34 protein-coding genes are annotated in these 22,561 nt (G+C 60.4%); all 34 read left to right on the top strand.

The annotated features are described in order from the left end of the window. The first annotated feature begins 5 nt into the window (after window positions 1-5). The 34 genes from rpoC (at window position 6) to rplQ (ending at window position 22,516) form a co-directional block, all read left to right on the top strand. Window positions 6-4,202, top strand: coding sequence for a DNA-directed RNA polymerase subunit beta' (rpoC, locus tag H6935_07385; GenBank protein ID MCP5278171.1), 4,197 nt, complete (start codon window positions 6-8; stop codon window positions 4,200-4,202). Window positions 4,203-4,346: 144 nt separating this feature from the next. Beyond that, window positions 4,347-4,727, top strand: coding sequence for a 30S ribosomal protein S12 (rpsL, locus tag H6935_07380; GenBank protein ID MCP5278170.1), 381 nt, complete (start codon window positions 4,347-4,349; stop codon window positions 4,725-4,727). Between the two features lie 29 nt (window positions 4,728-4,756). After that, window positions 4,757-5,227, top strand: a complete 471-nt coding sequence (gene rpsG, locus H6935_07375) for a 30S ribosomal protein S7 (protein ID MCP5278169.1) — start codon at window positions 4,757-4,759, stop codon at window positions 5,225-5,227. A 21-nt stretch (window positions 5,228-5,248) separates the two neighbouring features. Further along, window positions 5,249-7,342, top strand: a complete 2,094-nt coding sequence (gene fusA, locus H6935_07370) for an elongation factor G (GenBank protein MCP5278168.1) — start codon at window positions 5,249-5,251, stop codon at window positions 7,340-7,342. Window positions 7,343-7,366: 24 nt separating this feature from the next. Beyond that, a complete protein-coding gene (tuf, locus tag H6935_07365; protein MCP5278167.1) occupies window positions 7,367-8,557 on the top strand; it encodes an elongation factor Tu in 1,191 nt (396 codons plus the stop codon). Between the two features lie 64 nt (window positions 8,558-8,621). Then, complete coding sequence (gene rpsJ, locus H6935_07360; GenBank protein MCP5278166.1) at window positions 8,622-8,933, top strand: 30S ribosomal protein S10; 312 nt, start codon at window positions 8,622-8,624, stop codon at window positions 8,931-8,933. 96 nt (window positions 8,934-9,029) lie between these two features. Beyond that, on the top strand, window positions 9,030-9,674 hold the full coding sequence (rplC, locus tag H6935_07355) for a 50S ribosomal protein L3 (GenBank protein ID MCP5278165.1): 645 nt from the start codon (window positions 9,030-9,032) through the stop codon (window positions 9,672-9,674). Continuing rightward, window positions 9,674-10,297: a 50S ribosomal protein L4 gene (gene rplD / locus H6935_07350; protein MCP5278164.1), complete on the top strand. Its 624-nt coding sequence runs from the start codon at window positions 9,674-9,676 to the stop codon at window positions 10,295-10,297. Before rplC ends, rplD begins: the two co-directional genes overlap by 1 nt. Continuing rightward, the gene (rplW, locus tag H6935_07345) at window positions 10,294-10,605 is read left to right on the top strand and encodes a 50S ribosomal protein L23 (GenBank protein MCP5278163.1); all 312 of its coding nucleotides are present in this window, start codon (window positions 10,294-10,296) and stop codon (window positions 10,603-10,605) included. The genes rplD and rplW overlap by 4 nt, the downstream gene beginning before the upstream one ends. Window positions 10,606-10,608: 3 nt before the next feature. Next, on the top strand, window positions 10,609-11,433 hold the full coding sequence (rplB, locus tag H6935_07340; protein MCP5278162.1) for a 50S ribosomal protein L2: 825 nt from the start codon (window positions 10,609-10,611) through the stop codon (window positions 11,431-11,433). 11 nt (window positions 11,434-11,444) lie between these two features. Then, window positions 11,445-11,723, top strand: a complete 279-nt coding sequence (gene rpsS / locus H6935_07335; protein ID MCP5278161.1) for a 30S ribosomal protein S19 — start codon at window positions 11,445-11,447, stop codon at window positions 11,721-11,723. 11 nt (window positions 11,724-11,734) lie between these two features. After that, window positions 11,735-12,064 (top strand): 50S ribosomal protein L22, encoded by a 330-nt coding sequence (gene rplV, locus H6935_07330; protein ID MCP5278160.1) that lies wholly within the window; start codon window positions 11,735-11,737, stop codon window positions 12,062-12,064. A gap of 10 nt (window positions 12,065-12,074) precedes the next feature. Beyond that, entirely contained in the window at window positions 12,075-12,779 is a 705-nt protein-coding gene (gene rpsC / locus H6935_07325; GenBank protein ID MCP5278159.1) for a 30S ribosomal protein S3, read from the top strand. A gap of 5 nt (window positions 12,780-12,784) precedes the next feature. Further along, complete coding sequence (gene rplP, locus H6935_07320) at window positions 12,785-13,201, top strand: 50S ribosomal protein L16 (protein ID MCP5278158.1); 417 nt, start codon at window positions 12,785-12,787, stop codon at window positions 13,199-13,201. Between the two features lies 1 nt (window position 13,202). Then, window positions 13,203-13,406, top strand: coding sequence for a 50S ribosomal protein L29 (gene rpmC / locus H6935_07315; GenBank protein MCP5278157.1), 204 nt, complete (start codon window positions 13,203-13,205; stop codon window positions 13,404-13,406). Window positions 13,407-13,417: 11 nt separating this feature from the next. Continuing rightward, window positions 13,418-13,690 carry a 30S ribosomal protein S17 gene (rpsQ, locus tag H6935_07310; protein MCP5278156.1) on the top strand — a complete coding sequence of 91 codons (273 nt, stop codon included), beginning with the start codon at window positions 13,418-13,420 and terminating at the stop codon, window positions 13,688-13,690. 158 nt (window positions 13,691-13,848) lie between these two features. After that, window positions 13,849-14,217 (top strand): 50S ribosomal protein L14, encoded by a 369-nt coding sequence (gene rplN, locus H6935_07305; protein MCP5278155.1) that lies wholly within the window; start codon window positions 13,849-13,851, stop codon window positions 14,215-14,217. Between the two features lie 10 nt (window positions 14,218-14,227). Further along, window positions 14,228-14,542, top strand: a complete 315-nt coding sequence (gene rplX, locus H6935_07300) for a 50S ribosomal protein L24 (GenBank protein ID MCP5278154.1) — start codon at window positions 14,228-14,230, stop codon at window positions 14,540-14,542. Window positions 14,543-14,552: 10 nt separating this feature from the next. Beyond that, the gene (gene rplE, locus H6935_07295; protein MCP5278153.1) at window positions 14,553-15,092 is read left to right on the top strand and encodes a 50S ribosomal protein L5; all 540 of its coding nucleotides are present in this window, start codon (window positions 14,553-14,555) and stop codon (window positions 15,090-15,092) included. Window positions 15,093-15,099: 7 nt separating this feature from the next. Further along, the gene (rpsN, locus tag H6935_07290) at window positions 15,100-15,405 is read left to right on the top strand and encodes a 30S ribosomal protein S14 (protein ID MCP5278152.1); all 306 of its coding nucleotides are present in this window, start codon (window positions 15,100-15,102) and stop codon (window positions 15,403-15,405) included. Window positions 15,406-15,417: 12 nt separating this feature from the next. Then, complete coding sequence (rpsH, locus tag H6935_07285) at window positions 15,418-15,813, top strand: 30S ribosomal protein S8 (protein MCP5278151.1); 396 nt, start codon at window positions 15,418-15,420, stop codon at window positions 15,811-15,813. A gap of 9 nt (window positions 15,814-15,822) precedes the next feature. Next, window positions 15,823-16,356, top strand: a complete 534-nt coding sequence (gene rplF / locus H6935_07280) for a 50S ribosomal protein L6 (protein ID MCP5278150.1) — start codon at window positions 15,823-15,825, stop codon at window positions 16,354-16,356. A gap of 15 nt (window positions 16,357-16,371) precedes the next feature. After that, window positions 16,372-16,725 carry a 50S ribosomal protein L18 gene (gene rplR / locus H6935_07275; protein ID MCP5278149.1) on the top strand — a complete coding sequence of 118 codons (354 nt, stop codon included), beginning with the start codon at window positions 16,372-16,374 and terminating at the stop codon, window positions 16,723-16,725. A gap of 12 nt (window positions 16,726-16,737) precedes the next feature. Further along, entirely contained in the window at window positions 16,738-17,250 is a 513-nt protein-coding gene (gene rpsE / locus H6935_07270; GenBank protein ID MCP5278148.1) for a 30S ribosomal protein S5, read from the top strand. Between the two features lie 3 nt (window positions 17,251-17,253). Continuing rightward, the gene (gene rpmD / locus H6935_07265) at window positions 17,254-17,445 is read left to right on the top strand and encodes a 50S ribosomal protein L30 (protein ID MCP5278147.1); all 192 of its coding nucleotides are present in this window, start codon (window positions 17,254-17,256) and stop codon (window positions 17,443-17,445) included. After that, window positions 17,445-17,885, top strand: a complete 441-nt coding sequence (rplO, locus tag H6935_07260) for a 50S ribosomal protein L15 (GenBank protein MCP5278146.1) — start codon at window positions 17,445-17,447, stop codon at window positions 17,883-17,885. Before rpmD ends, rplO begins: the two co-directional genes overlap by 1 nt. A gap of 43 nt (window positions 17,886-17,928) precedes the next feature. Beyond that, window positions 17,929-19,227 (top strand): preprotein translocase subunit SecY, encoded by a 1,299-nt coding sequence (secY, locus tag H6935_07255; protein ID MCP5278145.1) that lies wholly within the window; start codon window positions 17,929-17,931, stop codon window positions 19,225-19,227. 8 nt (window positions 19,228-19,235) lie between these two features. Continuing rightward, window positions 19,236-19,454, top strand: coding sequence for a translation initiation factor IF-1 (infA, locus tag H6935_07250; protein MCP5278144.1), 219 nt, complete (start codon window positions 19,236-19,238; stop codon window positions 19,452-19,454). A 22-nt stretch (window positions 19,455-19,476) separates the two neighbouring features. Continuing rightward, window positions 19,477-19,590, top strand: a complete 114-nt coding sequence (gene rpmJ / locus H6935_07245) for a 50S ribosomal protein L36 (protein ID MCP5278143.1) — start codon at window positions 19,477-19,479, stop codon at window positions 19,588-19,590. A 66-nt stretch (window positions 19,591-19,656) separates the two neighbouring features. Further along, complete coding sequence (gene rpsM, locus H6935_07240) at window positions 19,657-20,019, top strand: 30S ribosomal protein S13 (GenBank protein MCP5278142.1); 363 nt, start codon at window positions 19,657-19,659, stop codon at window positions 20,017-20,019. A gap of 12 nt (window positions 20,020-20,031) precedes the next feature. Further along, window positions 20,032-20,424, top strand: coding sequence for a 30S ribosomal protein S11 (rpsK, locus tag H6935_07235; GenBank protein ID MCP5278141.1), 393 nt, complete (start codon window positions 20,032-20,034; stop codon window positions 20,422-20,424). A gap of 11 nt (window positions 20,425-20,435) precedes the next feature. Continuing rightward, entirely contained in the window at window positions 20,436-21,062 is a 627-nt protein-coding gene (gene rpsD, locus H6935_07230) for a 30S ribosomal protein S4 (protein MCP5278140.1), read from the top strand. Window positions 21,063-21,090: 28 nt separating this feature from the next. After that, the gene (gene rpoA / locus H6935_07225) at window positions 21,091-22,092 is read left to right on the top strand and encodes a DNA-directed RNA polymerase subunit alpha (GenBank protein MCP5278139.1); all 1,002 of its coding nucleotides are present in this window, start codon (window positions 21,091-21,093) and stop codon (window positions 22,090-22,092) included. Between the two features lie 34 nt (window positions 22,093-22,126). After that, window positions 22,127-22,516 (top strand): 50S ribosomal protein L17, encoded by a 390-nt coding sequence (rplQ, locus tag H6935_07220; GenBank protein MCP5278138.1) that lies wholly within the window; start codon window positions 22,127-22,129, stop codon window positions 22,514-22,516. Window positions 22,517-22,561: the final 45 nt, after the last annotated feature.

Below are 22,561 nucleotides of genomic sequence, written 5' to 3'. Positions count from 1 at the left end.
CGACCATGAAAGCCCTACTCGATCTGTTCAAACAGGTTACCCAGGACGAAGAATTCGACGCCATCAAGATCGGCCTCGCCTCGCCAGAGAAGATCCGCGCCTGGTCCTACGGCGAGGTGAAGAAGCCGGAGACCATCAACTACCGCACCTTCAAGCCGGAACGGGATGGCCTGTTCTGCGCCAAGATTTTCGGTCCCATCAAGGATTACGAGTGCCTGTGCGGCAAGTACAAGCGCCTCAAGCATCGCGGCGTGATCTGCGAGAAGTGCGGCGTGGAAGTCACCCAGGCCAAGGTGCGCCGGGAACGCATGGGCCACATCGAGCTGGCCTCTCCCGTGGCCCATATCTGGTTCCTCAAGTCCCTGCCCAGCCGCCTTGGCATGGTGCTGGACATGACCCTGCGGGATATCGAGCGGGTCCTGTACTTCGAGGCCTACGTCGTTACAGAACCCGGCATGACCACGCTCAACCGTGGCCAGATCATGACCGAGGACGATTACCTGGCCAAGCTTGAGGAATACGGCGACGAGTTCAAGGCCGGCATGGGCGCCGAGGGCGTCCGTGACCTGCTGAAGGGAATCGACCTGCCCGGCGAGGTGGAGAAACTCCGCAGCGAGCTGTCCAAGACATCCTCCGAGACCAAGATCAAGAAGTACGCCAAGCGCCTGAAGGTACTGGAAGCCTTCATGAAGTCCGGCATCCACCCCGAGTGGATGATCCTGGAAGTGCTGCCGGTGCTGCCGCCGGAACTGCGTCCCCTGGTGCCCCTGGACGGTGGCCGCTTCGCCACCTCCGACCTGAACGACCTGTACCGTCGGGTCATCAACCGTAACAACCGCTTGAAGCGCCTGCTGGAGCTCAAGGCGCCGGACATCATCGTGCGCAACGAGAAGCGCATGCTGCAGGAGTCCGTGGACTCCCTGCTGGACAACGGCCGCCGCGGCAAGGCCATGACTGGCGCCAACAAGCGCCCCCTCAAGTCGCTGGCCGACATGATCAAGGGCAAGGGCGGTCGCTTCCGCCAGAACCTGCTGGGCAAGCGCGTCGACTACTCCGGCCGTTCCGTCATCGTCGTGGGCCCCACCCTCAAGCTGCACCAGTGCGGCCTGCCCAAGCTGATGGCCCTGGAACTGTTCAAGCCCTTCATCTTCAACCGCCTGGAAGTCATGGGCCTGGCCACCACCATCAAGGCCGCCAAGCGCATGGTGGAGGACGAGGAGCCGGTGGTGTGGGACATCCTGGAAGAGGTGATCCGCGAGCATCCGGTGATGCTGAACCGGGCCCCCACCCTGCACCGCCTGGGCATCCAGGCCTTCGAGCCCGTGCTCATCGAGGGCAAGGCCATCCAGCTGCACCCCCTGGTTTGTACCGCCTTCAACGCCGACTTCGACGGCGACCAGATGGCCGTGCACGTGCCCCTGTCCCTGGAAGCCCAGATGGAAGCCCGCACCCTGATGCTGGCCTCCAACAACGTGCTCTCCCCCGCTAACGGCGACCCCATCATCGTGCCGTCCCAGGACATCGTGCTGGGCCTGTACTACATGACCCGGGAGCGCATCAACGCCAAGGGCGAGGGCATGCGCTTCGCCGAGGTGGATGAGCTGCGCAGTGCATGGCAGTCCGGCCTGGTGGACCTGAACGCAAAGGTCACCGTGCGCATCAAGGAACGGGTGTATGACGAGGCCGGCAAGGTCCAGGAACGGACCCTTCGGGTGGACACCGTGGCAGGTCGTGCCATGCTGTCCGAAATCCTGCCCCCTGGCCTGGACTTCAGCCATGTCAACAAGGTGCTGAAGAAGAAGGAGATTTCCAAGCTCATCAACGCCGCCTTCCGCAAGTGCGGCCTGAAGGACACCGTGGTGTTCGCCGACAAGCTGATGTACACCGGCTTCTCCATGGCGGCCAAGGGCGGCATTTCCATCTGTCTGCAGGACATGCTGATGCCGCCCCAGAAGCACGACATCATCGCCAAGGCCGAGCACGAGGTGAAGGAGATCGAGACCCAGTACACCTCCGGCCTGGTGACCCAGGGCGAGCGCTACAACAAGGTGGTGGACATCTGGGGCAAGGTGGGCGACGACGTGGCCCGGGCCATGATGGAACAGCTCTCCCACGAGACCGTGACCAACGCCAAGGGCGAGCAGGTCAAGCAGGAGTCCTTCAACTCCATCTACATGATGGCCGACTCCGGCGCCCGGGGCTCCGCCGCCCAGATCCGCCAGCTGGCGGGCATGCGTGGCCTGATGGCCAAGCCGGACGGATCCATCATCGAGACCCCCATCACGGCCAACTTCCGCGAAGGCCTGAACGTGCTACAGTACTTCATCTCCACCCACGGCGCCCGGAAAGGTTTGGCCGACACGGCCCTGAAAACGGCCAACTCGGGCTACCTGACCCGCCGTCTGGTGGACGTGACCCAGGACCTGGTGATCACCGAGGACGATTGCGGCACCGAAAATGGCATGGTCATGAAAGCCCTGGTGGAAGGCGGCGACGTGGTGGAACCCCTGCGCGACCGTATCCTGGGCCGCGTGGCCGCCGCCGACGTGATCCACCCGGACACCCAGGAGACTGTCCTCGATGCCGGTACCCTGCTGGACGAGGAGGCCGTGGACCTGATCGACAGCCTGGGCGTGGACGAGGTGAAAGTGCGCACCCCCCTGACCTGCGATACCCGCTGGGGCCTGTGCGCCAAGTGTTACGGCCGCGACCTGGGCAGGGGCAACCTGGTGAACTCCGGCGAGGCCGTGGGCGTCATCGCCGCCCAGTCCATCGGCGAACCGGGTACCCAGCTGACCATGCGGACCTTCCACATCGGTGGTGCCGCCTCCCGGGCCGCTGCCGCCACCCAGGTGGAGGGCAAGTCCGCCGGTACCGTGCGCTTCTCCTCCAACATCCGCTATGTCACCAACGTGAAGAACGAGCAGGTGGCGATCTCCCGCAACGGTGAAGTCATCATCGTGGACGACAACAACCGGGAGCGGGAACGCCACAAGGTGCCCTACGGCGCCACCCTGGTGGTCAAGGATGGCGACCAGATCAAGGCAGGCACCGCCCTGGCTACCTGGGATCCCCATACCCGGCCCATCATCACCGAGTACGCAGGCAAGGTGAAGTTCGAAAATGTGGAAGATGGTGTCACCGTCGCCAAGCAGATCGACGACGTGACAGGCCTGTCCACCCTCATCGTCATCGACGGCAAGCGTCGGGGCGCGGCCCAGTCCAAGGGCGTGCGACCCCAGGTACGCCTGATCGGCGCCGACGGCCAGGACGTGCAGGCCGCCGGTACCGACCACGCGGTGAGCATCACCTTCCAGGTGGGTTCCCTGATCACCGTGAAGGACGGCCAGGAGGTGAACGTGGGCGACGTGCTGGCGCGAATCCCCCAGGAAACCTCCAAGACGCGGGACATCACCGGTGGTCTGCCCCGGGTGGCCGAGTTGTTCGAGGCGCGTTCGCCGAAGGATGCCGGCGTGCTGGCCGAACTTACCGGCACCATATCCTTTGGCAAGGACACCAAGGGCAAGCAGCGCCTGGTCATTACCGACATGGACGGCGTGCCCCACGAATACCTGATTCCCAAGGACAAGCACGTCACCGTGCACGATGGTCAAGTGGTGCAGAAGGGCGAGATGATCGTGGACGGTCCCCAGGATCCCCACGACATCCTCAAATTGCAGGGCATCGAAGCCCTGGCCCGCTATGTCATCGACGAAGTCCAGGACGTTTACCGTCTCCAGGGTGTGAAGATCAACGACAAGCACATCGAGGTGGTGGTCCGCCAGATGCTGCGGCGCGTCAACGTCAGCGACCCGGGTGACACCGGTTTCATCCCGGGCGAGCAGGTGGAGCGTTCCGAGGTGCTGCAAGCCAATGACCAGATGGTGTCGGAAGGCAAGATGCCCGCTGTCTACGACAATATCCTGCTGGGTATTACCAAGGCCTCCCTGTCCACGGACTCCTTCATCTCCGCCGCCTCCTTCCAGGAAACCACCCGGGTACTGACCGAGGCCGCCATCATGGCCAAGCGGGACGATCTGCGGGGCCTGAAGGAAAACGTTATCGTCGGGCGCCTCATCCCCGCTGGTACGGGTCTGGCCTATCACCGCAACCGCAAGGGGCAGGCCGGCATGGAAATGCCAGTACAGGAGGGGGAGGAGATCGTGATCGTGACCGAGGTCGCCCAGGAAGGTGGTGAATAAGCCCGTTAAGCGCGTTAAATTGGCTTGACAGGCTTGGTGGTGACCACTACCATCCAAAGTCTTTTTCCAGGCGACCCGCGGTGTGCGCTGTCTTGGCGTGCACCGCGGGTCGATACATTCAGCGTTTTGTTGGGATTGCGTTAGATGCCGACCATCAACCAATTGGTAAGGAAGCCCCGTCAGGCTCCGATCGAGAAGAGCAAAGTGCCCGCCATGGAGTCATGCCCCCAGAAGCGGGGGGTTTGCACCCGTGTGTACACCACCACCCCCAAGAAGCCGAACTCGGCTCTGCGTAAAGTCGCGAAAGTGCGTCTTTCCAATGGCTTCGAGATCATCGGCTACATCGGTGGCGAAGGCCACAACCTGCAGGAGCACTCCGTGGTGCTGGTGCGCGGTGGTCGTGTGAAGGACTTGCCCGGTGTGCGCTACCACATCGTGCGCGGCAGCCTGGATACCGCCGGTGTCAAGGACCGTAAGCAGTCCCGTTCCAAATACGGCGCCAAGCGTGCCAAGACCGGCAAGTAAGCCGGCAAGCAACAGACAAGGAGTTAGACATGCCCCGTCGTCGCGAAGTACCCAAGCGTATCGTCCTGCCGGATCCCAAGTTTGGTAGCACCGAAGTGGCCAAGTTCATGAACGTGATCATGAACAGCGGCAAGAAGGCGGTGGCCGAGCGGATCGTCTATGGTGCCTTCGAGCAGATCAACAAGAAGAGCGGCAAGGACCCGGTGGAGGTGTTCAGCCAGGCCATGTCCAATGTGCGTCCCGTGGTTGAGGTAAAGTCCCGTCGTGTCGGTGGTGCCAACTATCAGGTGCCCGTGGAAGTTCGTCCCGCCCGTCGCGCAGCCTTGGCCATGCGCTGGATCAAGGAAGCTGCCCGCAAGCGCGGCGAGAAATCCATGGGGCAACGCCTGGCGGGCGAGTTGCTTGACGCGGCGGAGGGCCGAGGGTCGGCCATGAAGAAGCGTGAGGAAGTTCACCGCATGGCCGAGGCCAACAAGGCCTTCTCTCACTTCCGCTTCTGATAATCACAAGGATTCACGACCGTGGCACGCAAGACCCCCATCGAGCGCTATCGCAACATTGGTATTTCCGCCCATATCGACGCGGGCAAGACCACCACGACAGAGCGCGTCCTGTTCTACACCGGTGTCAACCATAAGATCGGCGAAGTGCACGATGGTGCGGCCACCATGGACTGGATGGAGCAGGAGCAGGAGCGCGGCATCACCATCACTTCCGCCGCCACCACCTGCTTCTGGAAGGGTATGGATCTCTCCCTCCCCGAGCACCGTGTAAACATCATCGACACCCCTGGCCACGTGGACTTCACCATCGAGGTGGAACGCTCCATGCGCGTGCTGGACGGTGCCTGCATGGTGTATTGCGCCGTTGGTGGTGTGCAGCCCCAGTCCGAGACGGTGTGGCGGCAGGCCAACAAATACGGCGTGCCTCGTCTGGCCTTCGTGAACAAGATGGATCGCCAGGGCGCCAACTTCTTCCGGGTTTACGAGCAGATGAAGTTGCGCCTGAAGGCCAACCCCATACCTCTGCAGGTGCCCATTGGCGCCGAGGACAAGTTCGAGGGCGTGGTGGACCTGGTGAAGATGAAGGCCGTCGTTTGGGATGACGCCTCCCAGGGCATGAAATTCGAGTATGCGGAGATCCCGGCCGAACTGGTGGCTACCTGCAATGAGTGGCGCGAAAAGTTGGTGGAAACCGCTGCCGAGGCCAACGAAGACCTGATGAACAAGTACCTGGAAGAGGGTGACCTCTCCGAAGTCGAGATCAAGCAGGCCCTGCGAACCCGCACCATCGCCGGCGAGATCGTCCCCATGCTGTGCGGCTCCGCTTTCAAGAACAAGGGCGTGCAGGCCATGCTGGACGCGGTCATCGACTACATGCCTTCGCCTGTGGATATTCCCCCTGTCAAGGGTGAAAGGGAGGATGGTTCCCAGGACGAGCGTCCCGCTAGCGACGAAGCCCCCTTCTCGGCCCTGGCCTTCAAGATCATGACCGATCCCTACGTGGGCCAGCTCACCTTCTTCCGGGTCTATTCCGGCGTGGTGAATTCCGGCGACAGCATTTACAACTCCGTCAAGGGCAAGAAAGAACGTCTGGGGCGCATCCTGCAGATGCACGCCAACAACCGGGAAGAGATCAAGGAAGTGCGCGCTGGCGACATCGCGGCCGCCGTGGGCCTGAAAGACGCCACCACTGGCGATACCTTGTCGGCCCTGGACAAACCCATCATCCTCGAACGCATGGTGTTCCCCGAGCCCGTGATCCACGTGGCCGTGGAGCCCAAGACCAAGGCCGACCAGGAAAAAATGGGTCTGGCCCTGAACCGCCTGGCCCAGGAAGATCCCTCCTTCCGCGTGCGAACCGACGAGGAGTCTGGTCAGACCATCATCTCCGGCATGGGTGAATTGCACCTGGAGATTCTGGTTGACCGCATGAAGCGGGAATTCAACGTGGAAGCCAACGTTGGGGCGCCCCAGGTTGCATACCGCGAGGCCATCCGCAAGGCCGTGGAGCAGGAAGGCAAGTTCGTCAAGCAGTCCGGTGGCAAGGGACAGTACGGCCACGTCTGGCTCAAGCTGGAACCCAACGAAGCCGGCAAGGGTTACGAGTTCGTGGACGCCATCAAGGGCGGTACCGTGCCCCGTGAATATATTCCCGCAGTGGACAAGGGCCTGAAAGAAGCTCTTAACAACGGTGTCATGGCCGGCTTCCCGGTGGTGGACGTGAAGGTTACCCTGTTCGATGGTTCCTACCACGAGGTGGACTCGTCCGAGCAGGCCTTCAAGATGGCCGCCATCATGGGCTTCAAGGACGGCATGCGCAAAGCCAGCCCGGCCCTGCTGGAGCCGATGATGGCCGTCGAAGTGGAAACGCCCGAGGACTACATGGGCGATGTGATGGGTGACCTGAACCGCCGTCGCGGCATCATCCAGGGTATGGATGACCTGCCCACGGGCAAGTCCATCAGGGCCGAGGTACCCCTGGCGGAGATGTTCGGTTATTCCACCGATTTGCGCTCCATGTCCCAGGGTCGAGCCACCTATACCATGGAATTCAAGCATTACTCCGAGGCGCCCAAGAACGTCGCGGAAGCCGTGATCAACAGTAAGAAATAATTGAGTTAAACGAGGACTACGCACATGGCCAAGGAAAAATTCGAGCGTACGAAGCCGCACGTGAACGTTGGGACGATTGGACACGTTGACCACGGCAAGACGACGCTGACAGCAGCGATCACGACGATTCTGTCGAAGAAGTTTGGTGGGGCGGCGAAGAACTACGCGGACATTGACTCGGCGCCGGAAGAGAAGGCCCGGGGCATCACCATCAACACGGCGCACGTGGAATACGAGACGGCGACCCGTCACTACGCCCACGTGGACTGTCCCGGCCACGCCGACTACGTGAAGAACATGATCACGGGTGCCGCCCAGATGGACGGCGCCATTCTGGTGGTGTCCGCGGCTGACGGCCCCATGCCCCAGACCCGGGAACACATCCTGCTGGCCCGTCAGGTGGGCGTGCCCTACATCATCGTGTACATGAACAAGGCCGACATGGTGGACGACGCCGAGCTCCTGGAGCTGGTGGAAATGGAAGTGCGCGAGCTGCTCAGCAAATACGACTTCCCTGGTGACGACACCCCCATCGTCATCGGCTCCGCCCTCAAGGCCCTGGAAGGCGACCAGTCCGACATTGGCGAGGCCAGCATCTTCAAGCTGGCCGACGCCCTGGACAGCTACATCCCCATGCCCGAGCGCGCCATCGACAAGCCCTTCCTGATGCCTGTGGAAGACGTGTTCTCCATCTCCGGCCGCGGCACCGTGGTGACCGGTCGTGTCGAGCGTGGCATCATCAAGGTCGGTGAGGAAATCGAGATCGTCGGAATCCGCCCCACCCAGAAGACCACCTGCACCGGCGTGGAAATGTTCCGCAAGCTGCTGGACCAGGGCCAGGCTGGCGACAACATCGGCGCCCTGCTGCGTGGCACCAAGCGTGAAGACGTCGAGCGCGGCCAGGTGCTGGCCAAACCTGGCTCCATCACCCCCCACACCAAGTTCAGCGCCGAGATCTACGTGCTCTCCAAGGACGAAGGCGGCCGCCACACCCCCTTCTTCAACGGCTACCGTCCCCAGTTCTACTTCCGGACCACGGACGTGACCGGCGCGATCGAACTGCCTGCCGGTACCGAGATGGTGATGCCTGGCGACAACATCAGCATCACTGCCGCGCTGATCGCCCCCATCGCCATGGAAGAAGGTCTGCGCTTCGCCATCCGTGAAGGCGGTCGCACCGTCGGCGCCGGCGTCGTGGCGAAGATCATCGAGTAATAACAGTCGCAATATGCGAAAAGGGCGGGTATAATCCCGCCCTTTTCCAGTTTTGGAAATAAACATGCAAAACCAAAAGATTCGGATTCGCCTGAAGGCCTACGATTACAAGCTGATTGATCAGTCTGCCATGGAGATCGTGGATACCGCCAAGCGCACCGGCGCCGTGGTCAAGGGGCCCGTGCCCCTGCCCACCGCCATCGAGCGTTTCGATATCCTGCGTTCCCCCCATGTCAACAAGGCATCCCGGGATCAGTTGGAGATTCGCACCCACAAGCGGCTGATGGACATCATCGACCCCACGGACAAGACCGTGGATGCGCTGATGAAACTGGATCTGCCCGCCGGTGTGGATGTGGAAATCAAGTTGCAGTAAGCGGTACTGGTTACAAAGGCGAGGGGACGGCCATCGGTCCCCGGTGTGAAACGAGCCGGCCAATTGCAGTCGGCACCTTTTAGAAGGGAACTAGAAATGAGTCTAGGCCTTGTCGGTCGCAAGATCGGCATGACCCGCATTTTCACCGACGACGGCGTGTCCGTACCGGTGACCGTGCTGGATGTGTCGAACAATCGCGTCAGCCAAGTGAAGACGGCCTCAACGGATGGCTATACTGCCCTCCAGGTCGCCTATGGCATGCGCAAACCCAGCCGTTTGACCAAGGCGGTTACCGGTCACCTTTCCAAGGGTGGCGTGGATGCTGCAGCTGGCATGACGGAATTCCGAGTCAGTGATGATGTGGCTGCCCAGTATCAACCCGGTGCCGCTGTCAGCGTGGAAATCTTCCAGGCCGGCCAGGCCGTGGACGTGTCCGGCGTGACCCAGGGCAAGGGCTTTACCGGCACCATCAAGCGGCACAACTTCAGCTCCCAGCGTGCCTCCCACGGCAACTCCCGTTCCCACAATGTGCCCGGCTCCATCGGCCAGGCCCAGGACCCCGGCCGGATTTTCCCCGGCAAGCGCATGTCCGGCCATATGGGTGCCGTGAACCGCACCGTGCAGAACCTGGAAGTTGTTCGGGTGGATGCCGAGCGTGGCCTGCTGCTGGTGAAGGGCGCCGTGCCCGGTTCCAGGGGTGGTGACGTGATCATCCGGCCCGCCGTGAAAGGAGCTGCGTGATGGATCTCAAGCTCGTCAATGCAAAGGGGCAGGACGCGGGTGTGGTGGCTGCCGCCGACACCCTGTTCGCCCGTGAATACAACGAAGCCCTGGTGCATCAGGTTGTGACCGCCTATCTGGCCAATGCCCGTACCGGCGATCGCGCACAGTTGACCCGTGCAGAAGTCAGGCATAGCACCAAGAAGCCCTTCAAACAGAAGGGTACGGGCCGGGCCCGTGCCGGTATGACCTCGTCTCCCATCTGGAGAGGGGGCGGTCGTGCCTTCCCCAACAAGCCTGATGAAAACTTCTCTCACAAGGTCAACCGGAAAATGTTCCGGGCCGGCGTGGCCACCATCCTGTCTCGTCTGGCTGCGGATGGTCGTCTGACCGTTGTGGACGATCTGGGTGTGGATACCCCCAAGACCAAGGTGCTGGCAGGCAAGCTCAAGGACATGGGCATCACCGACCGCGTGCTGATCATCTCTCCCGTGGTGGATGACAACCTGTGGCTGTCGGCTCGCAACCTGCACAACGTACTGGTGCTGGAGCCCCACCAGGCAGATCCCGTCAGTTTGGTTCGCTATGACCGCGTTCTGATGACGCGTGACGCAGTCAAGTCTTTCGAGGAGATGTACGCATGAACGCCGTGCCGATGAAAGAGGAGCGTCTGCTCCGGGTCATCCTCGCCCCGGTCATCTCCGAAAAGGCCACCATGCTGGCCGACAAGCGTGAGCAGGTGATCTTCCGCGTGGCTTCCGATGCCACCAAGCCCGAAATCAAGGCGGCCGTGGAACTGCTGTTCAAGGTGCAGGTGAAGGATGTGAAAGTGGCCAACGTCAAGGGCAAGATCAAGCGATTCGGTCGCTTCTTTGGTCGTCGCTCCGACTGGAAGAAGGCCTATGTGTGCCTGAAACCTGGTCAGGAACTCAACTTCGCCGCAGGAGAATAAGCCATGCTGGTCAAAGTCAAACCTACCTCCGCCGGCCGTCGTGCCGTCGTCAAGGTGGTCACGCCCGGTCTGCACAAGGGCAAGCCTCTGGCTACCCTGGTTGAGAAGCAGAACCGCAAGGCGGGCCGCAACAATAACGGTCACATCACCACTCGTCACAAGGGCGGTGGCCACAAGCAGCACTATCGCGTCGTGGACTTCAAGCGCAACAAGGACGGCATCGCCGCCAAGATCGAGCGCATCGAGTATGACCCGAACCGCAGCGCCCACATCGCACTGCTTTGCTATACGGATGGCGAGCGCCGCTACATCATCGCCCCCCGGGGTGCCGAGGTGGGGCAGCAGCTCATGAGTGGTGCCGAGGCGCCCATCAAGCCCGGCAACTGCCTGCCTCTGCGCAACATCCCCGTGGGCTCCACCATCCACTGCGTGGAGATGATGCCCGGCAAGGGAGCCCAGATCGCCCGTTCCGCCGGCGCTTCGGTGCAACTGCTGGCCAGGGAAGGCAGCTACGCCCAGTTGCGTTTGCGTTCAGGTGAAATTCGCAAGGTGCACATTGATTGCCGTGCCACTCTGGGTGAAGTGGGCAACGAAGAGCACAGCCTGCGTTCAATCGGCAAGGCTGGCGCCAACCGCTGGCGCGGCATCCGTCCGACCGTGCGCGGTACTGCGATGAACCCCATCGATCACCCCCATGGTGGTGGCGAGGGCCGTACCGGCGAGGGCCGCGTGCCTGTCACGCCGTGGGGTGTGCCCACCAAGGGCTACCGCACCCGTAACAACAAGCGTACCGACAGCATGATCGTGCGTCGCCGTCATAAAGCGTAAGAGGTATAGCAATGGCTCGTTCCGTTAAAAAAGGCCCCTTCGTTGACGGGCATCTCATGAAGAAAGTCCTGACGGCTTCAGCCGTCGGCGACAAGAAGCCGATCAAGACCTGGTCGCGCCGCTCCACGATCCTGCCGGATTTCCTCGGGCTGACCCTTGCCGTGCATAACGGCAAGCAGCACATCCCGGTGTTTGTTACCGAAAACATGGTTGGCCACAAGCTCGGCGAATTTTCCCTGACCCGTACGTTCAAGGGTCATGCCGCCGACAAGAAGGCCAAGAAGAAGTAAGGAGAGCAGCGATGCAAGTATCTGCAATTTTGCGTGGCACGCGGCTTTCCTCACAGAAGGCCCGGCTGGTGGCTGATCTGGTACGCGGCAAGCCCGTGGATCAGGCACTTAACATTTTGACCTTCTCTCCCCAGAAGGCCGCCTTCACCATCAAGAAGGTGCTGGAGTCCGCCATCGCCAACGCCGAGCATAACGAAGGCGCCGACATTGACGAACTCAAGGTCAAGACCATCTACGTCGACCAGGGTCCGGTGCTGAAGCGCTTCACCGCACGCGCCAAGGGCCGCGGCAACCGCATTAGCAAACCCACCTGTCACATCACCGTGACGGTCGGCGACTGAAGGAAGACATATGGGACAGAAGATTCATCCGACCGGATTCCGGCTAGCCATCAACAAGGGCTGGACTTCCAAATGGTTCGCCAACAGCAAGACCTATGCGACTACGCTGAACGAAGACATCAAGGTGCGCGACTTCCTCAAGAAGAAGCTTGCCCATGCCTCCATCAGCAAAATCATAATTGAGCGTCCGGCCAAGAACGCGCGCATCACCTTGTTCTCTTCACGCCCCGGTGTGGTCATCGGCAAGAAGGGTGAGGACATCGAGAAGCTGCGCACCCAGCTCAATGCCATGATGTCCGTGCCCGTCACGCTGAACATCGAGGAAGTGCGCAAGCCCGAAATCGAGGCTGCTCTGATCGCCCAGTCCATCGCCACTCAGCTGGAAAAGCGGATCATGTTCCGCCGCGCCATGAAGCGGGCCATGCAGAACGCCATGCGCTTCGGTGCCCAGGGCATCAAGATCATGTCCGCCGGCCGCCTGAACGGCGCCGAGATCGCCCGTACCGAGTGGTACCGCGAAGGCCGTGTGCCTCTGCACACCCTGCGTGCCGACATCGATTACGGCGTGGCCGAGGCCCGTACCACCTACGGCATCATCGGTATCAAGGTCTGGGTTTACAAGGGCGAGAACATCGGCGGAGCCGACAAGCCCGTCGCCGCGCCCGAGCAGCCTGAGCGCAAGCCTCGCCGCTCCCCGCGCGCCGCTAAGGAGTAATAGTCATGCTGCAACCTTCACGCAGAAAATACCGCAAGGAACAGAAGGGCCGTAACACCGGCCTGGCAACGCGCGGCGCCAAGGTGAGCTTCGGCGAGTTCGGCCTCAAGGCCATCGGCCGTGGCCGCATCACCGCCCGCCAGATCGAAGCCGCCCGTCGTGCCATGACCCGTCACATCAAACGGGGTGGACGTATCTGGATCCGCATCTTCCCGGACAAGCCCATCTCCCAGAAGCCCGCCGAAGTGCGTATGGGTAACGGCAAGGGCAACCCGGAGTACTGGGTTGCCGAGATTCAGCCCGGCAAGGTGCTGTACGAGATGGAGGGCGTGGATGAGGTTACTGCACGCGAGGCGTTCCGCCTGGCCGCAGCCAAGTTGCCCATACCCACCACGTTTGTGACCCGTCACTTTGGGGCCTGAAATGAAAGCCAGTGAACTTCGTACCAAGGGCGTGGCCGAGCTCAAGGATGAGCTCAAGGCCCTGTTGCGCGCCCAGTTCAGCCTGCGCATGCAGCTGTCCACCCAACAGACCAACAAGACCCACGAACTGCGCAAGGTGCGCCGCGACATCGCTCGCGTGCAGACCGTCATGCAGCAGGTCAAGGCCAATCAGGCCAGTAACTGACGAGTGCCATCATGACTGAACAGCAAAGCGCAAAAGTAATTCGTGCCCTGACCGGCACTGTAGTGAGCGACAAGATGAACAAGACGGTCACCGTCCTGGTGGAGCGCAAGGTCAAGCACCCCATCTACGGAAAGATCATCCGTCTGTCCAAGAAGTACCATGCCCACGATGAGAACAACGAATTCCACTCCGGCGACATTGTCGTGATCGAGGAATGCCGTCCCATCTCCAAGAGCAAGGCCTGGAAGGTATCCAAGCTGGTTGAAAAGGCCCGCTTGGTCTAAAAAAGCTTGTGTAGTAGAAGGCCGCGGTGTATAGTCGCTGTCTTTTCGTTGCACGGGGTTTTAGCCACGTGTGACTTTTCCGGCCACCCAGGTGGTGGTGTTAAACCCGAACGGGATCCAAAACTGCTCACGCAGAGTGGGCAAGTTGGAGAGAAAACATGATCCAGATGCAATCCATGTTGGATGTTGCCGACAACACCGGCGCGCGCAGCGTTATGTGCATCAAGGTGTTGGGTGGTTCCAAGCGTCGCTATGCCGGCGTGGGCGACATCATCAAAGTCAGTATCAAGGATGCTGCCCCCCGGGGTCGCGTCAAGAAGGGCGATGTGTACAACGCTGTGGTGGTGCGTACCGCCAAGGGAGTGCGCCGCCCCGATGGTTCCCTGATCAAATTCGACAAGAACGCGGCCGTGCTGCTCAACAACAAGCTTGAGCCCATCGGTACTCGTATCTTTGGCCCTGTTACCCGCGAACTGCGCACGGAGAAGTTCATGAAGATCGTGTCGCTGGCGCCGGAAGTGCTGTAAGGAGCAGATCATGCGAAAAATCCGCAAGGGCGATGAGGTGATTGTGCTGACCGGCAAGGACAAGGGCAAGCGCGGCACCGTGTTGCGCATCTTGGAAGACAACCTAGTGGTGGAAGGTGTCAATCGCGTGCGCAAGGCCGTGAAACCCAACCCCATGCGTGGCACCCAGGGTGGTTTCCAGGACAAGGACATGCCTATCGATATCTCCAACGTGGCCCTGTTCAATGCGGCTGCGGGCAAGGGGGATCGTGTGGGAATCAGAACGCTGGAGGACGGGCGCAAGGTGCGCTTCTTCAAGTCCAACGGCGAAGTTGTGGACGCGTAAGGGGCTAGCCATGGCGCGCATGTATGATTTTTACAAGGATACGGTGGTCAAGCAATTGACTGACCAGTTCGGCTACAAGTCTCCCATGGAGGTGCCTCGCATCTCCAAGATCACCCTGAACATGGGCGTGGGCGAGGCTGTAGGTGACAAAAAAGTAATGGAACACGCCGTGGGTGACATGACAAAGATTGCCGGTCAGAAGCCTGTGGTGACCAAGTCCCGCAAGTCCATCGCCGGTTTCAAGATCCGCGACAACTACCCCGTGGGCTGCATGGTGACCCTGCGTCGCGAGCGCATGTATGAATTCCTTGATCGCCTGGTCAGCGTGGCCATCCCCCGTATCCGAGACTTCCGCGGTGTGGGGGGCAAAGGCTTCGATGGTCGTGGCAACTACAACATGGGCGTCAAGGAACAGATCATCTTCCCGGAAATCGAGTACGAGAAGATCGATGCCCTGCGCGGGATGAACATCACCGTGACCACGACCGCCAAGACCGACGAAGAGGCCAAGGCCCTTCTGGCGGCTTTCAAGTTTCCTTTTAAGAATTGAGGTTGCAATGGCCAAGCTCGCATTGATCAACCGTGAAGAGAAGCGTCGCAAGACGGTGAAGAAGTACGCCGCCAAGCGTGCCGAACTGAAGGCTGTCTTCAAGGACGTGAACCGTAGCGAGGAAGAGCGCATGGAGGCGCTGCAGAAACTGCAGTCCCTCCCTCGCAACGCCAGCGAAAGCCGTCTGCGCAACCGCTGCCAACTCACGGGTCGTCCCCGTGGTGTGTTCCGCAAATTCGGCCTGTGCCGCAACAAGATCCGCGAGATCGCCATGCGTGGCGAGATTCCGGGCGTTGTCAAAGCCAGCTGGTAAGGGAGAACAGATATGAGCATGAGTGATCCCATCGCCGATATGCTGACCCGGATCCGCAACGGGCAGATGACTGAAAAAAACAGCGTACGCATGCCTTCTTCCAAATTGAAGACGGCTATCGCCCAGGTGCTGAAGGACGAGGGCTACATCGAGGGTTTTATGGTGCGTGAAAACTCCGGTCTGCCTGAGATGGAAGTGGCGCTGAAGTACTACGCCGGACGTCCCGTTATCGAAAAGATCGAGCGCGTGTCCAGGCCTGGTCTGCGTATCTATAAAGGTCGCGATGACCTGCCCCGTGTAATGAACGGGCTGGGTGTCGCCATTGTATCCACGTCCCAGGGCGTGATGACCGATCGCAAGGCCCGTAACCTGGGCGTTGGCGGCGAAGTCCTGTGTGTGGTCGCGTGAGGTTGAGACATGTCCCGCGTTGCTAAGAACCCCATTCCCGTGCCTGCTGGCGTTGAAGTCAGCGTGGCCGTCGGCAAGATTTCCGTCAAAGGCCCCATGGGCAGCCTTACCCAGGTCTTGACCTCCAATATCAACGTCGAACATGCCGATGGCAAGCTCACGATCAGCGCCAAGGACGCATCCCGGGAGGCTCATGCCATGTCTGGCACTGCCCGTGCGTTGCTGGCCAACATGGTCCAGGGCGTTTCCAAGGGTTTCGAGAAGAAGCTGAACCTGGTGGGCGTGGGTTACCGTGCCCAGGCCCAGGGTAACAAGCTGAACCTCTCCCTGGGTTTCTCCCATCCTGTTGAGCATGTCATGCCGGAAGGCGTCAAGGTGGAGACCCCCACCCAGACCGAGATTCTAATCAAGGGCGTTGACAAGCAGCTGGTGGGTCAAGTGGCCGCCGACGTGCGTGCGTACCGCAAACCCGAGCCCTACAAGGGTAAGGGCGTCCGATATGCGAATGAAGTCGTGGTCCTGAAAGAGACCAAGAAGAAATAACCTGGAGCGATGGCAATGGACAAGAAAATCCGGCGTATCCGCAGAGCGCGCAAAACCCGCGCAAAGATTGCGGAGCTTGGTGCGATTCGGCTCAGCGTGCATCGCAGCAATTCCCACATCTATGCCCAGATCATCGATGCAACGGGCGGCAAGGTCGTTGCCTCCGCCTCCAGCATGGAAAAGGGCCTGCGGGACCAAATCAAGAATGGCGGCAACGTGGAAGCCGCGAAGCTGGTGGGCCAGCGCATCGCCGAGAAGGCGAAGCAGGCTGGCGTGGAACAGGTCTCCTTCGACCGTTCCGGCTTTGCTTTCCATGGCCGTGTGAAGGCACTGGCTGACGCGGCGCGTGAAGCCGGTCTGCAGTTCTAAGCGAGGATTATCATGGCGAGACCTGAACAGCAGCAGGAAGACAAGGGCGACGGCCTGAAGGAGAAAATGATCTCCGTGAACCGCGTCACCAAGGTGGTGAAGGGCGGTCGCATCCTGGGCTTCGCGGCTTTGACCGTGGTGGGCGACAACGATGGCGGCATCGGCATGGGCAAGGGCAAGTCCCGAGAAGTGCCCGTGGCCGTCACCAAGGCCATGGAGGAAGCCCGGCGCAAGATGATCAAGGTGCCTCTGAAGAACGGCACGTTCCACCACTCCGTGGTGGGCAAGCATGGTTCTTCCGTGGTGCTGATTCAGCCTGCCTCCGAAGGTACCGGCATCATCGCCGGAGGTGCCATGCGTGCCATCTTCGAGGTGATGGGTGTTCATAACGTGCTGGCCAAGTGCCTGGGTTCCACCAACCCCTACAACGTCGTGCGTGCCACCCTGAACGGCCTGTCGCAAATGATGACTCCCGCCGAAGTTGCTGCCAAGCGCGGCAAGACCGTGGCGGAAATCCTGGAGTAAGCCATGAGCGATGCAAAAGGCAAGGTCAAGGTGACCCTGGTGAAAAGTGTAATCGGTACCCTGGAAAGCCACCGCGCCTGCGTGCGTGGTCTTGGGCTGAAACGCATGCACCAAACCCGAGTCCTGGATGACTCCCCCGCCGTGCGCGGCATGATCAACAAGGTCAACTATCTGGTTAAGGCCGAGGTGGTGTGATGAAACTGAATTCCATCAAGCCCGCTGAGGGCGCAACCCATTCCTCCAAGCGTCCTGGCCGTGGTATTGGTTCCGGCCTTGGCAAGACTGGTGGCCGTGGTCATAAGGGTCAGAAGTCCCGTGCCGGCGGTTTCCACAAGGTAGGCTTTGAAGGTGGCCAGATGCCTATGGCCCGCCGTCTTCCTAAGCGTGGCTTCGTTTCCCTCGATCGCGACTTCAAGGTCGAGGTACGCCTTTCCGACCTGGCTGCATTGCCTGTGGACAACGTCGATCTGCTGGTGCTTAAGCAGGCGGGCGTGGTACCCCAATTGGCCCGTTCCGCCAAGATCATCCTGTCCGGTTCCATCGACAAGGCGATCAAGGTGTCTGGCCTGGGTGTCACCAAGGGTGCCAAGGCCGCCATCGAGGCTGCTGGCGGCAGCATCGAAGCTGCTGCCTGACGCTTAGGAGAAGAGCTTGTCCGGCACGGCCAACCTGCTTCAGATGTCCGGGAAAATGGGCGACCTCAAGCGTCGCCTTTGGTTCCTTCTGGGCGCCCTTGTGGTGTTCCGGATCGGTTCATTTATTCCTGTGCCGGGCATTGATCCCGTGGTCCTTGAAGATCTCTTCAAGAGCCAGCAGGGCGGCATCCTGGGCATGTTCAACATGTTCTCGGGCGGTGCACTGTCGCGCTTCTCCGTGTTTGCCCTGGGCATCATGCCCTACATCTCTGCTTCCATCATCATGCAGTTGATGACGGTAGTGTCACCCCAGTTGGAGGCGCTGAAGAAGGAGGGTGAAGCAGGTCGTCGCAAGATCACCCAGTACACGCGCTATGGCACGGTGATCTTGGCTGCATTCCAGGCCATTGGCATTTCCATTGCCCTGGAGAGCCAGGCAGGTCTGGTGCTTGACCCAGGGTTCATGTTCCGCATCACCACCGTCATCACCCTTGTTGCGGGCACCATGTTCCTGATGTGGCTGGGTGAGCAGATCACGGAGCGTGGCCTGGGCAACGGCATATCCATCATCATCTTTGCCGGTATCGCCGCGGGACTTCCCAGCGCCATCGGCGGCACGCTAGAGTTGACCCGCACCGGCGCCTTCTCCATACCCCTGGTGCTGCTGCTTTTCATTGGCGTCATTCTCATCACTGCCCTAGTGGTGTTCGTGGAACGGGGGCAGCGCAAGATTCTGGTCAATTACGCCAAGCGCCAGGTAGGCAACAAGGTATACGGTGGTCAGAGTTCCCACCTGCCACTGAAACTTAACATGGCAGGCGTCATTCCGCCCATCTTTGCCAGCTCCATCATCCTGTTTCCCGCCACCATGGCCGGCTGGTTCGGTAGCAACCAGTCCATGAACTGGCTGAAGGACATCGCTGCCGCGCTGTCTCCTGGTCAGCCCGTATATGTGATGCTGTATGCCCTGGCCATCATCTTTTTCTGCTTCTTCTACACGGCCCTGGTCTTTAATCCACGTGAGACCGCTGACAACCTGAAGAAGAGCGGTGCGTTCGTGCCCGGTTACCGTCCGGGCGAGCAAACCGCGCGTTACATTGACAAGGTGCTTACCCGGTTGACGCTGGTGGGAGCGGCCTATATCACCTTTGTTTGCCTGATACCTGAATTCCTGATCGTCAACTGGAATGTGCCCTTCTACTTCGGCGGCACCTCATTGTTGATCATCGTGGTTGTGGCCATGGATTTCATGGCCCAGGTACAGGCATACATCATGACCCATCAGTATGAGTCCCTGCTCAAGAAGGCCAACTTCAAGGGTGGGAATTTCATCACCCGTTGAGGCTGGACATGGCAAAAGACGATGTCATCCAGATGCAGGGTGAAGTGGTGGAAAACCTTCCCAACGCCACGTTTCGCGTGAAGTTGGAAAACGGCCATGTAGTGCTGGGACACATTTCCGGCAAGATGCGCATGCATTACATACGCATCCTGCCCGGAGACAAGGTCACCGTCGAACTTACGCCGTACGATTTGTCCCGCGCGCGCATCGTCTACCGCGCCAAATGATTTTTAGATAAAGGAGCCGAACATGCGTGTTCAAGCCTCTGTAAAGAAGATTTGCCGCAAGTGCAAGATCGTGCGCCGCAATGGTGTAGTGCGCGTGATCTGCTCCGAAGCACGTCACAAACAACGTCAAGGCTGATTCTGCTTGCCAGATGGCGAGTGGTATCAATATAATTTACAGTTTTCGATTGCTGGGGGTTAGTTCATGGCCCGGATTGCTGGGGTAAACATCCCGAACCATAAGCATGTCGAGATCGCGTTGACCGCGGTCTACGGCATTGGTCGCGCCCGTGCGCGCGTCATCTGCCAAGAGGCCGGCGTAAGCCCGACCGTCAAGGTGAAGGATCTGTCCGACTCCGACGTGGATAAACTGCGCGACGGAGTAGGCAAGTTCACGGTGGAGGGCGACCTCCGCCGCGAAACCACCATGAACATCAAGCGCTTGATGGACATTGGTTGCTACCGTGGCACCCGCCATCGTCGTGGCCTGCCCGTACGGGGTCAGCGTACCCGCACAAACGCACGTACCCGCAAGGGCCCCCGCAAGCAGCAGCAAATCAAGAAGTAACAGGACTAGGACATGGCTAAGGCAACCGCCGCGCGCGTGCGCAAGAAGGTTAAGAAGAATGTGGCTGATGGCGTAGCTCACATCCACGCCTCCTTCAACAACACCATCGTGACCATCACCGACCGTCAGGGCAACGCCCTGGCCTGGGCTACCGCAGGTGGCGCAGGCTTCAAGGGTTCTCGCAAGAGCACTCCCTTCGCTGCCCAGGTGGCCGCTGAAAATGCCGGCAAGATGGCACTGGAATACGGCGTGAAGAACCTGGAAGTGCGTATCAAGGGACCTGGACCAGGCCGTGATTCCACCGTGCGTGCCCTGAATGCGCTGGGCTACAAAATCACCAGCATTTCTGACGTGACGCCCGTGCCCCATAACGGCTGCCGTCCGCCCAAGAAGCGTCGTATCTAAGGAGAGCAAACGTGGCCCGCAACCTAGACCCCAAATGCCGCCAGTGCCGCCGCGAAGGTGAAAAGCTCTTCCTGAAGGGCGAGAAATGCATGAGCGACAAGTGCGCCATCGAGCGGCGTAACCAGGCCCCCGGCCAGCACGGCGCCAAGCAGACCCGGCTGTCCGACTACGGCACCCAGCTGCGCGAGAAGCAGAAGATCCGCCGCATCTACGGCGTGCTGGAGCGCCAATTCCGCCTGACCTACTTCGAGGCCGACCGTCGCAAGGGTGTGACCGGCGAAAACCTGCTGCAGATACTGGAGTCCCGTCTTGACAGCGTGGCCTACCGCATGGGCTTCAGCGCTTCCCGCAACGAGGCCCGGCAGGTGGTTCGCCACAACGGCATACTGGTGAATGGCCGGCGCGTGAACATTCCGTCCTACCAGGTGAAACCCGGTGATGTGGTTGAAGTGGCCGCCCAGGCCAAGACCCATCTGCGCGTGAAGGCAGCCGCAGAGGCCGCCGAAGGCCGCGGCTTCCCCGAGTGGGTGGAAGTGGATGCCAAGGCCCTGAAGGGTACCTTCAAGGCCCTGCCCCAGCGGACCGAGCTGCCCTCCACCATCAACGAGCACTTGGTCATCGAACTGTATTCCAAGTAATTGCCCGCCTCACTGAAGGAAGCAAACTATGTCTAACACCGGCGAACTGCTGAAACCCCGCATTGTTGAGGTCAACAGCATTTCCCCCCGTCAGGCCCGGATCACCCTGGAGCCTTTCGAGCGTGGCTACGGCCATACGCTCGGCAATGCCCTGCGCCGCATCCTGCTTTCCTCCATGAAAGGGTATGCCCCCACGGAAGTGCGCATTTCCGGCGTGGTGCATGAGTACTCCGCCATGGAGGGAGTGCAGGAAGACGTGGTGGACATTCTCCTTAACCTGAAGGGCCTGGCTGTGAAACTGAACAGCCGCGACGATGCGCTGATCACCGTGAACAAGGCCGGAGAAGGTCCTGTCACTGCGGCTGACATACTGGCTGGGCATGACGTGGAAATCCTGAATCCCGATCATGTGATCGCCAACCTGACCAAGGGCGGCAAACTGGAGATGGAAATCAAGGTGGAGAGCGGCCGTGGCTACGTACCCGCCAACACCCGTGTTCAGACGGACGAGAGCCGACCCGTGGGTGTGATCATGGTCGATGCCCTGTATAGCCCTGTGAAGAAGGTGAGTTTCAGTGTCGAGAGTGCCCGCGTGGAACAGCGCACCGACATGGACAAGCTGATCCTTGACATCGAGACCAACGGCGTGATCGAACCCGCCGAGGCCGTGAGAACCGCTGCCAGGGTACTCATCGAGCAGTTGTCCTCCTTCGCGGACCTGCGTGGCGTGGCCACTACAGGTGATCAGCCCGTCGCCATGCGTGGTGGCGTGTCCGCGCCCCAGGTGGATCCCATCCTGCTTCGTCCCGTGGACGAATTGGAACTCACGGTACGTTCCGCCAATTGCCTCAAGGCCGAGAACATCTACTACATTGGCGATCTGATCCAGCGTACGGAAACCGAATTGCTGAAAACTCCCAACCTGGGCCGCAAGTCCCTGAACGAGATCAAGGATGTGCTCGCTGCCCGTGGATTGACCCTTGGCATGAAGCTGGAAAACTGGCCTCCCATGGGCCTGGACAAGGCCTGATCCCCATCTGGCCCCGATATAAAGGTAATAAAAAATGCGTCATCGTCTCTCGAACCGCAAACTCAACCGCACCAGCAGCCATCGTGCTGCCTTGTTGCGCAACCTGTCCAATGCCCTGCTGAAGCACGAGGCCATAAAGACCACGCTGCCCAAGGCCAAGGAACTGCGCAAGGTGGTGGAGCCCCTCATCACCCTGGGCAAGAAACCCACCCTGGCCAACCGGCGTCTGGCCTTCTCCCGCCTGCGTGACCGGGACATGGTGGTGAAGCTGTTCGACGACCTGGGCCCCCGCTTCATGAGCCGTCCCGGCGGCTATTTGCGCATCCTCAAGTTCGGCTTCCGCCAGGGCGACAATGCCCCCATGGCCTTCGTCGAACTGGTGGACCGCGCACCTTCCGCCGAGGAAGCCCCCACCGCTGAATAAGCAACCAGACCAGGTGTGATAAAAAGCCGGCAACAGCCGGCTTTT

Source organism: Thiobacillus sp., from assembly GCA_024235835.1.
Classification (GTDB): domain Bacteria; phylum Pseudomonadota; class Gammaproteobacteria; order Burkholderiales; family Thiobacillaceae; genus PFJX01.
Note: the sequence above shows the minus strand (reverse complement) of the source record. Positions and strands in the feature narration are given on the sequence as shown.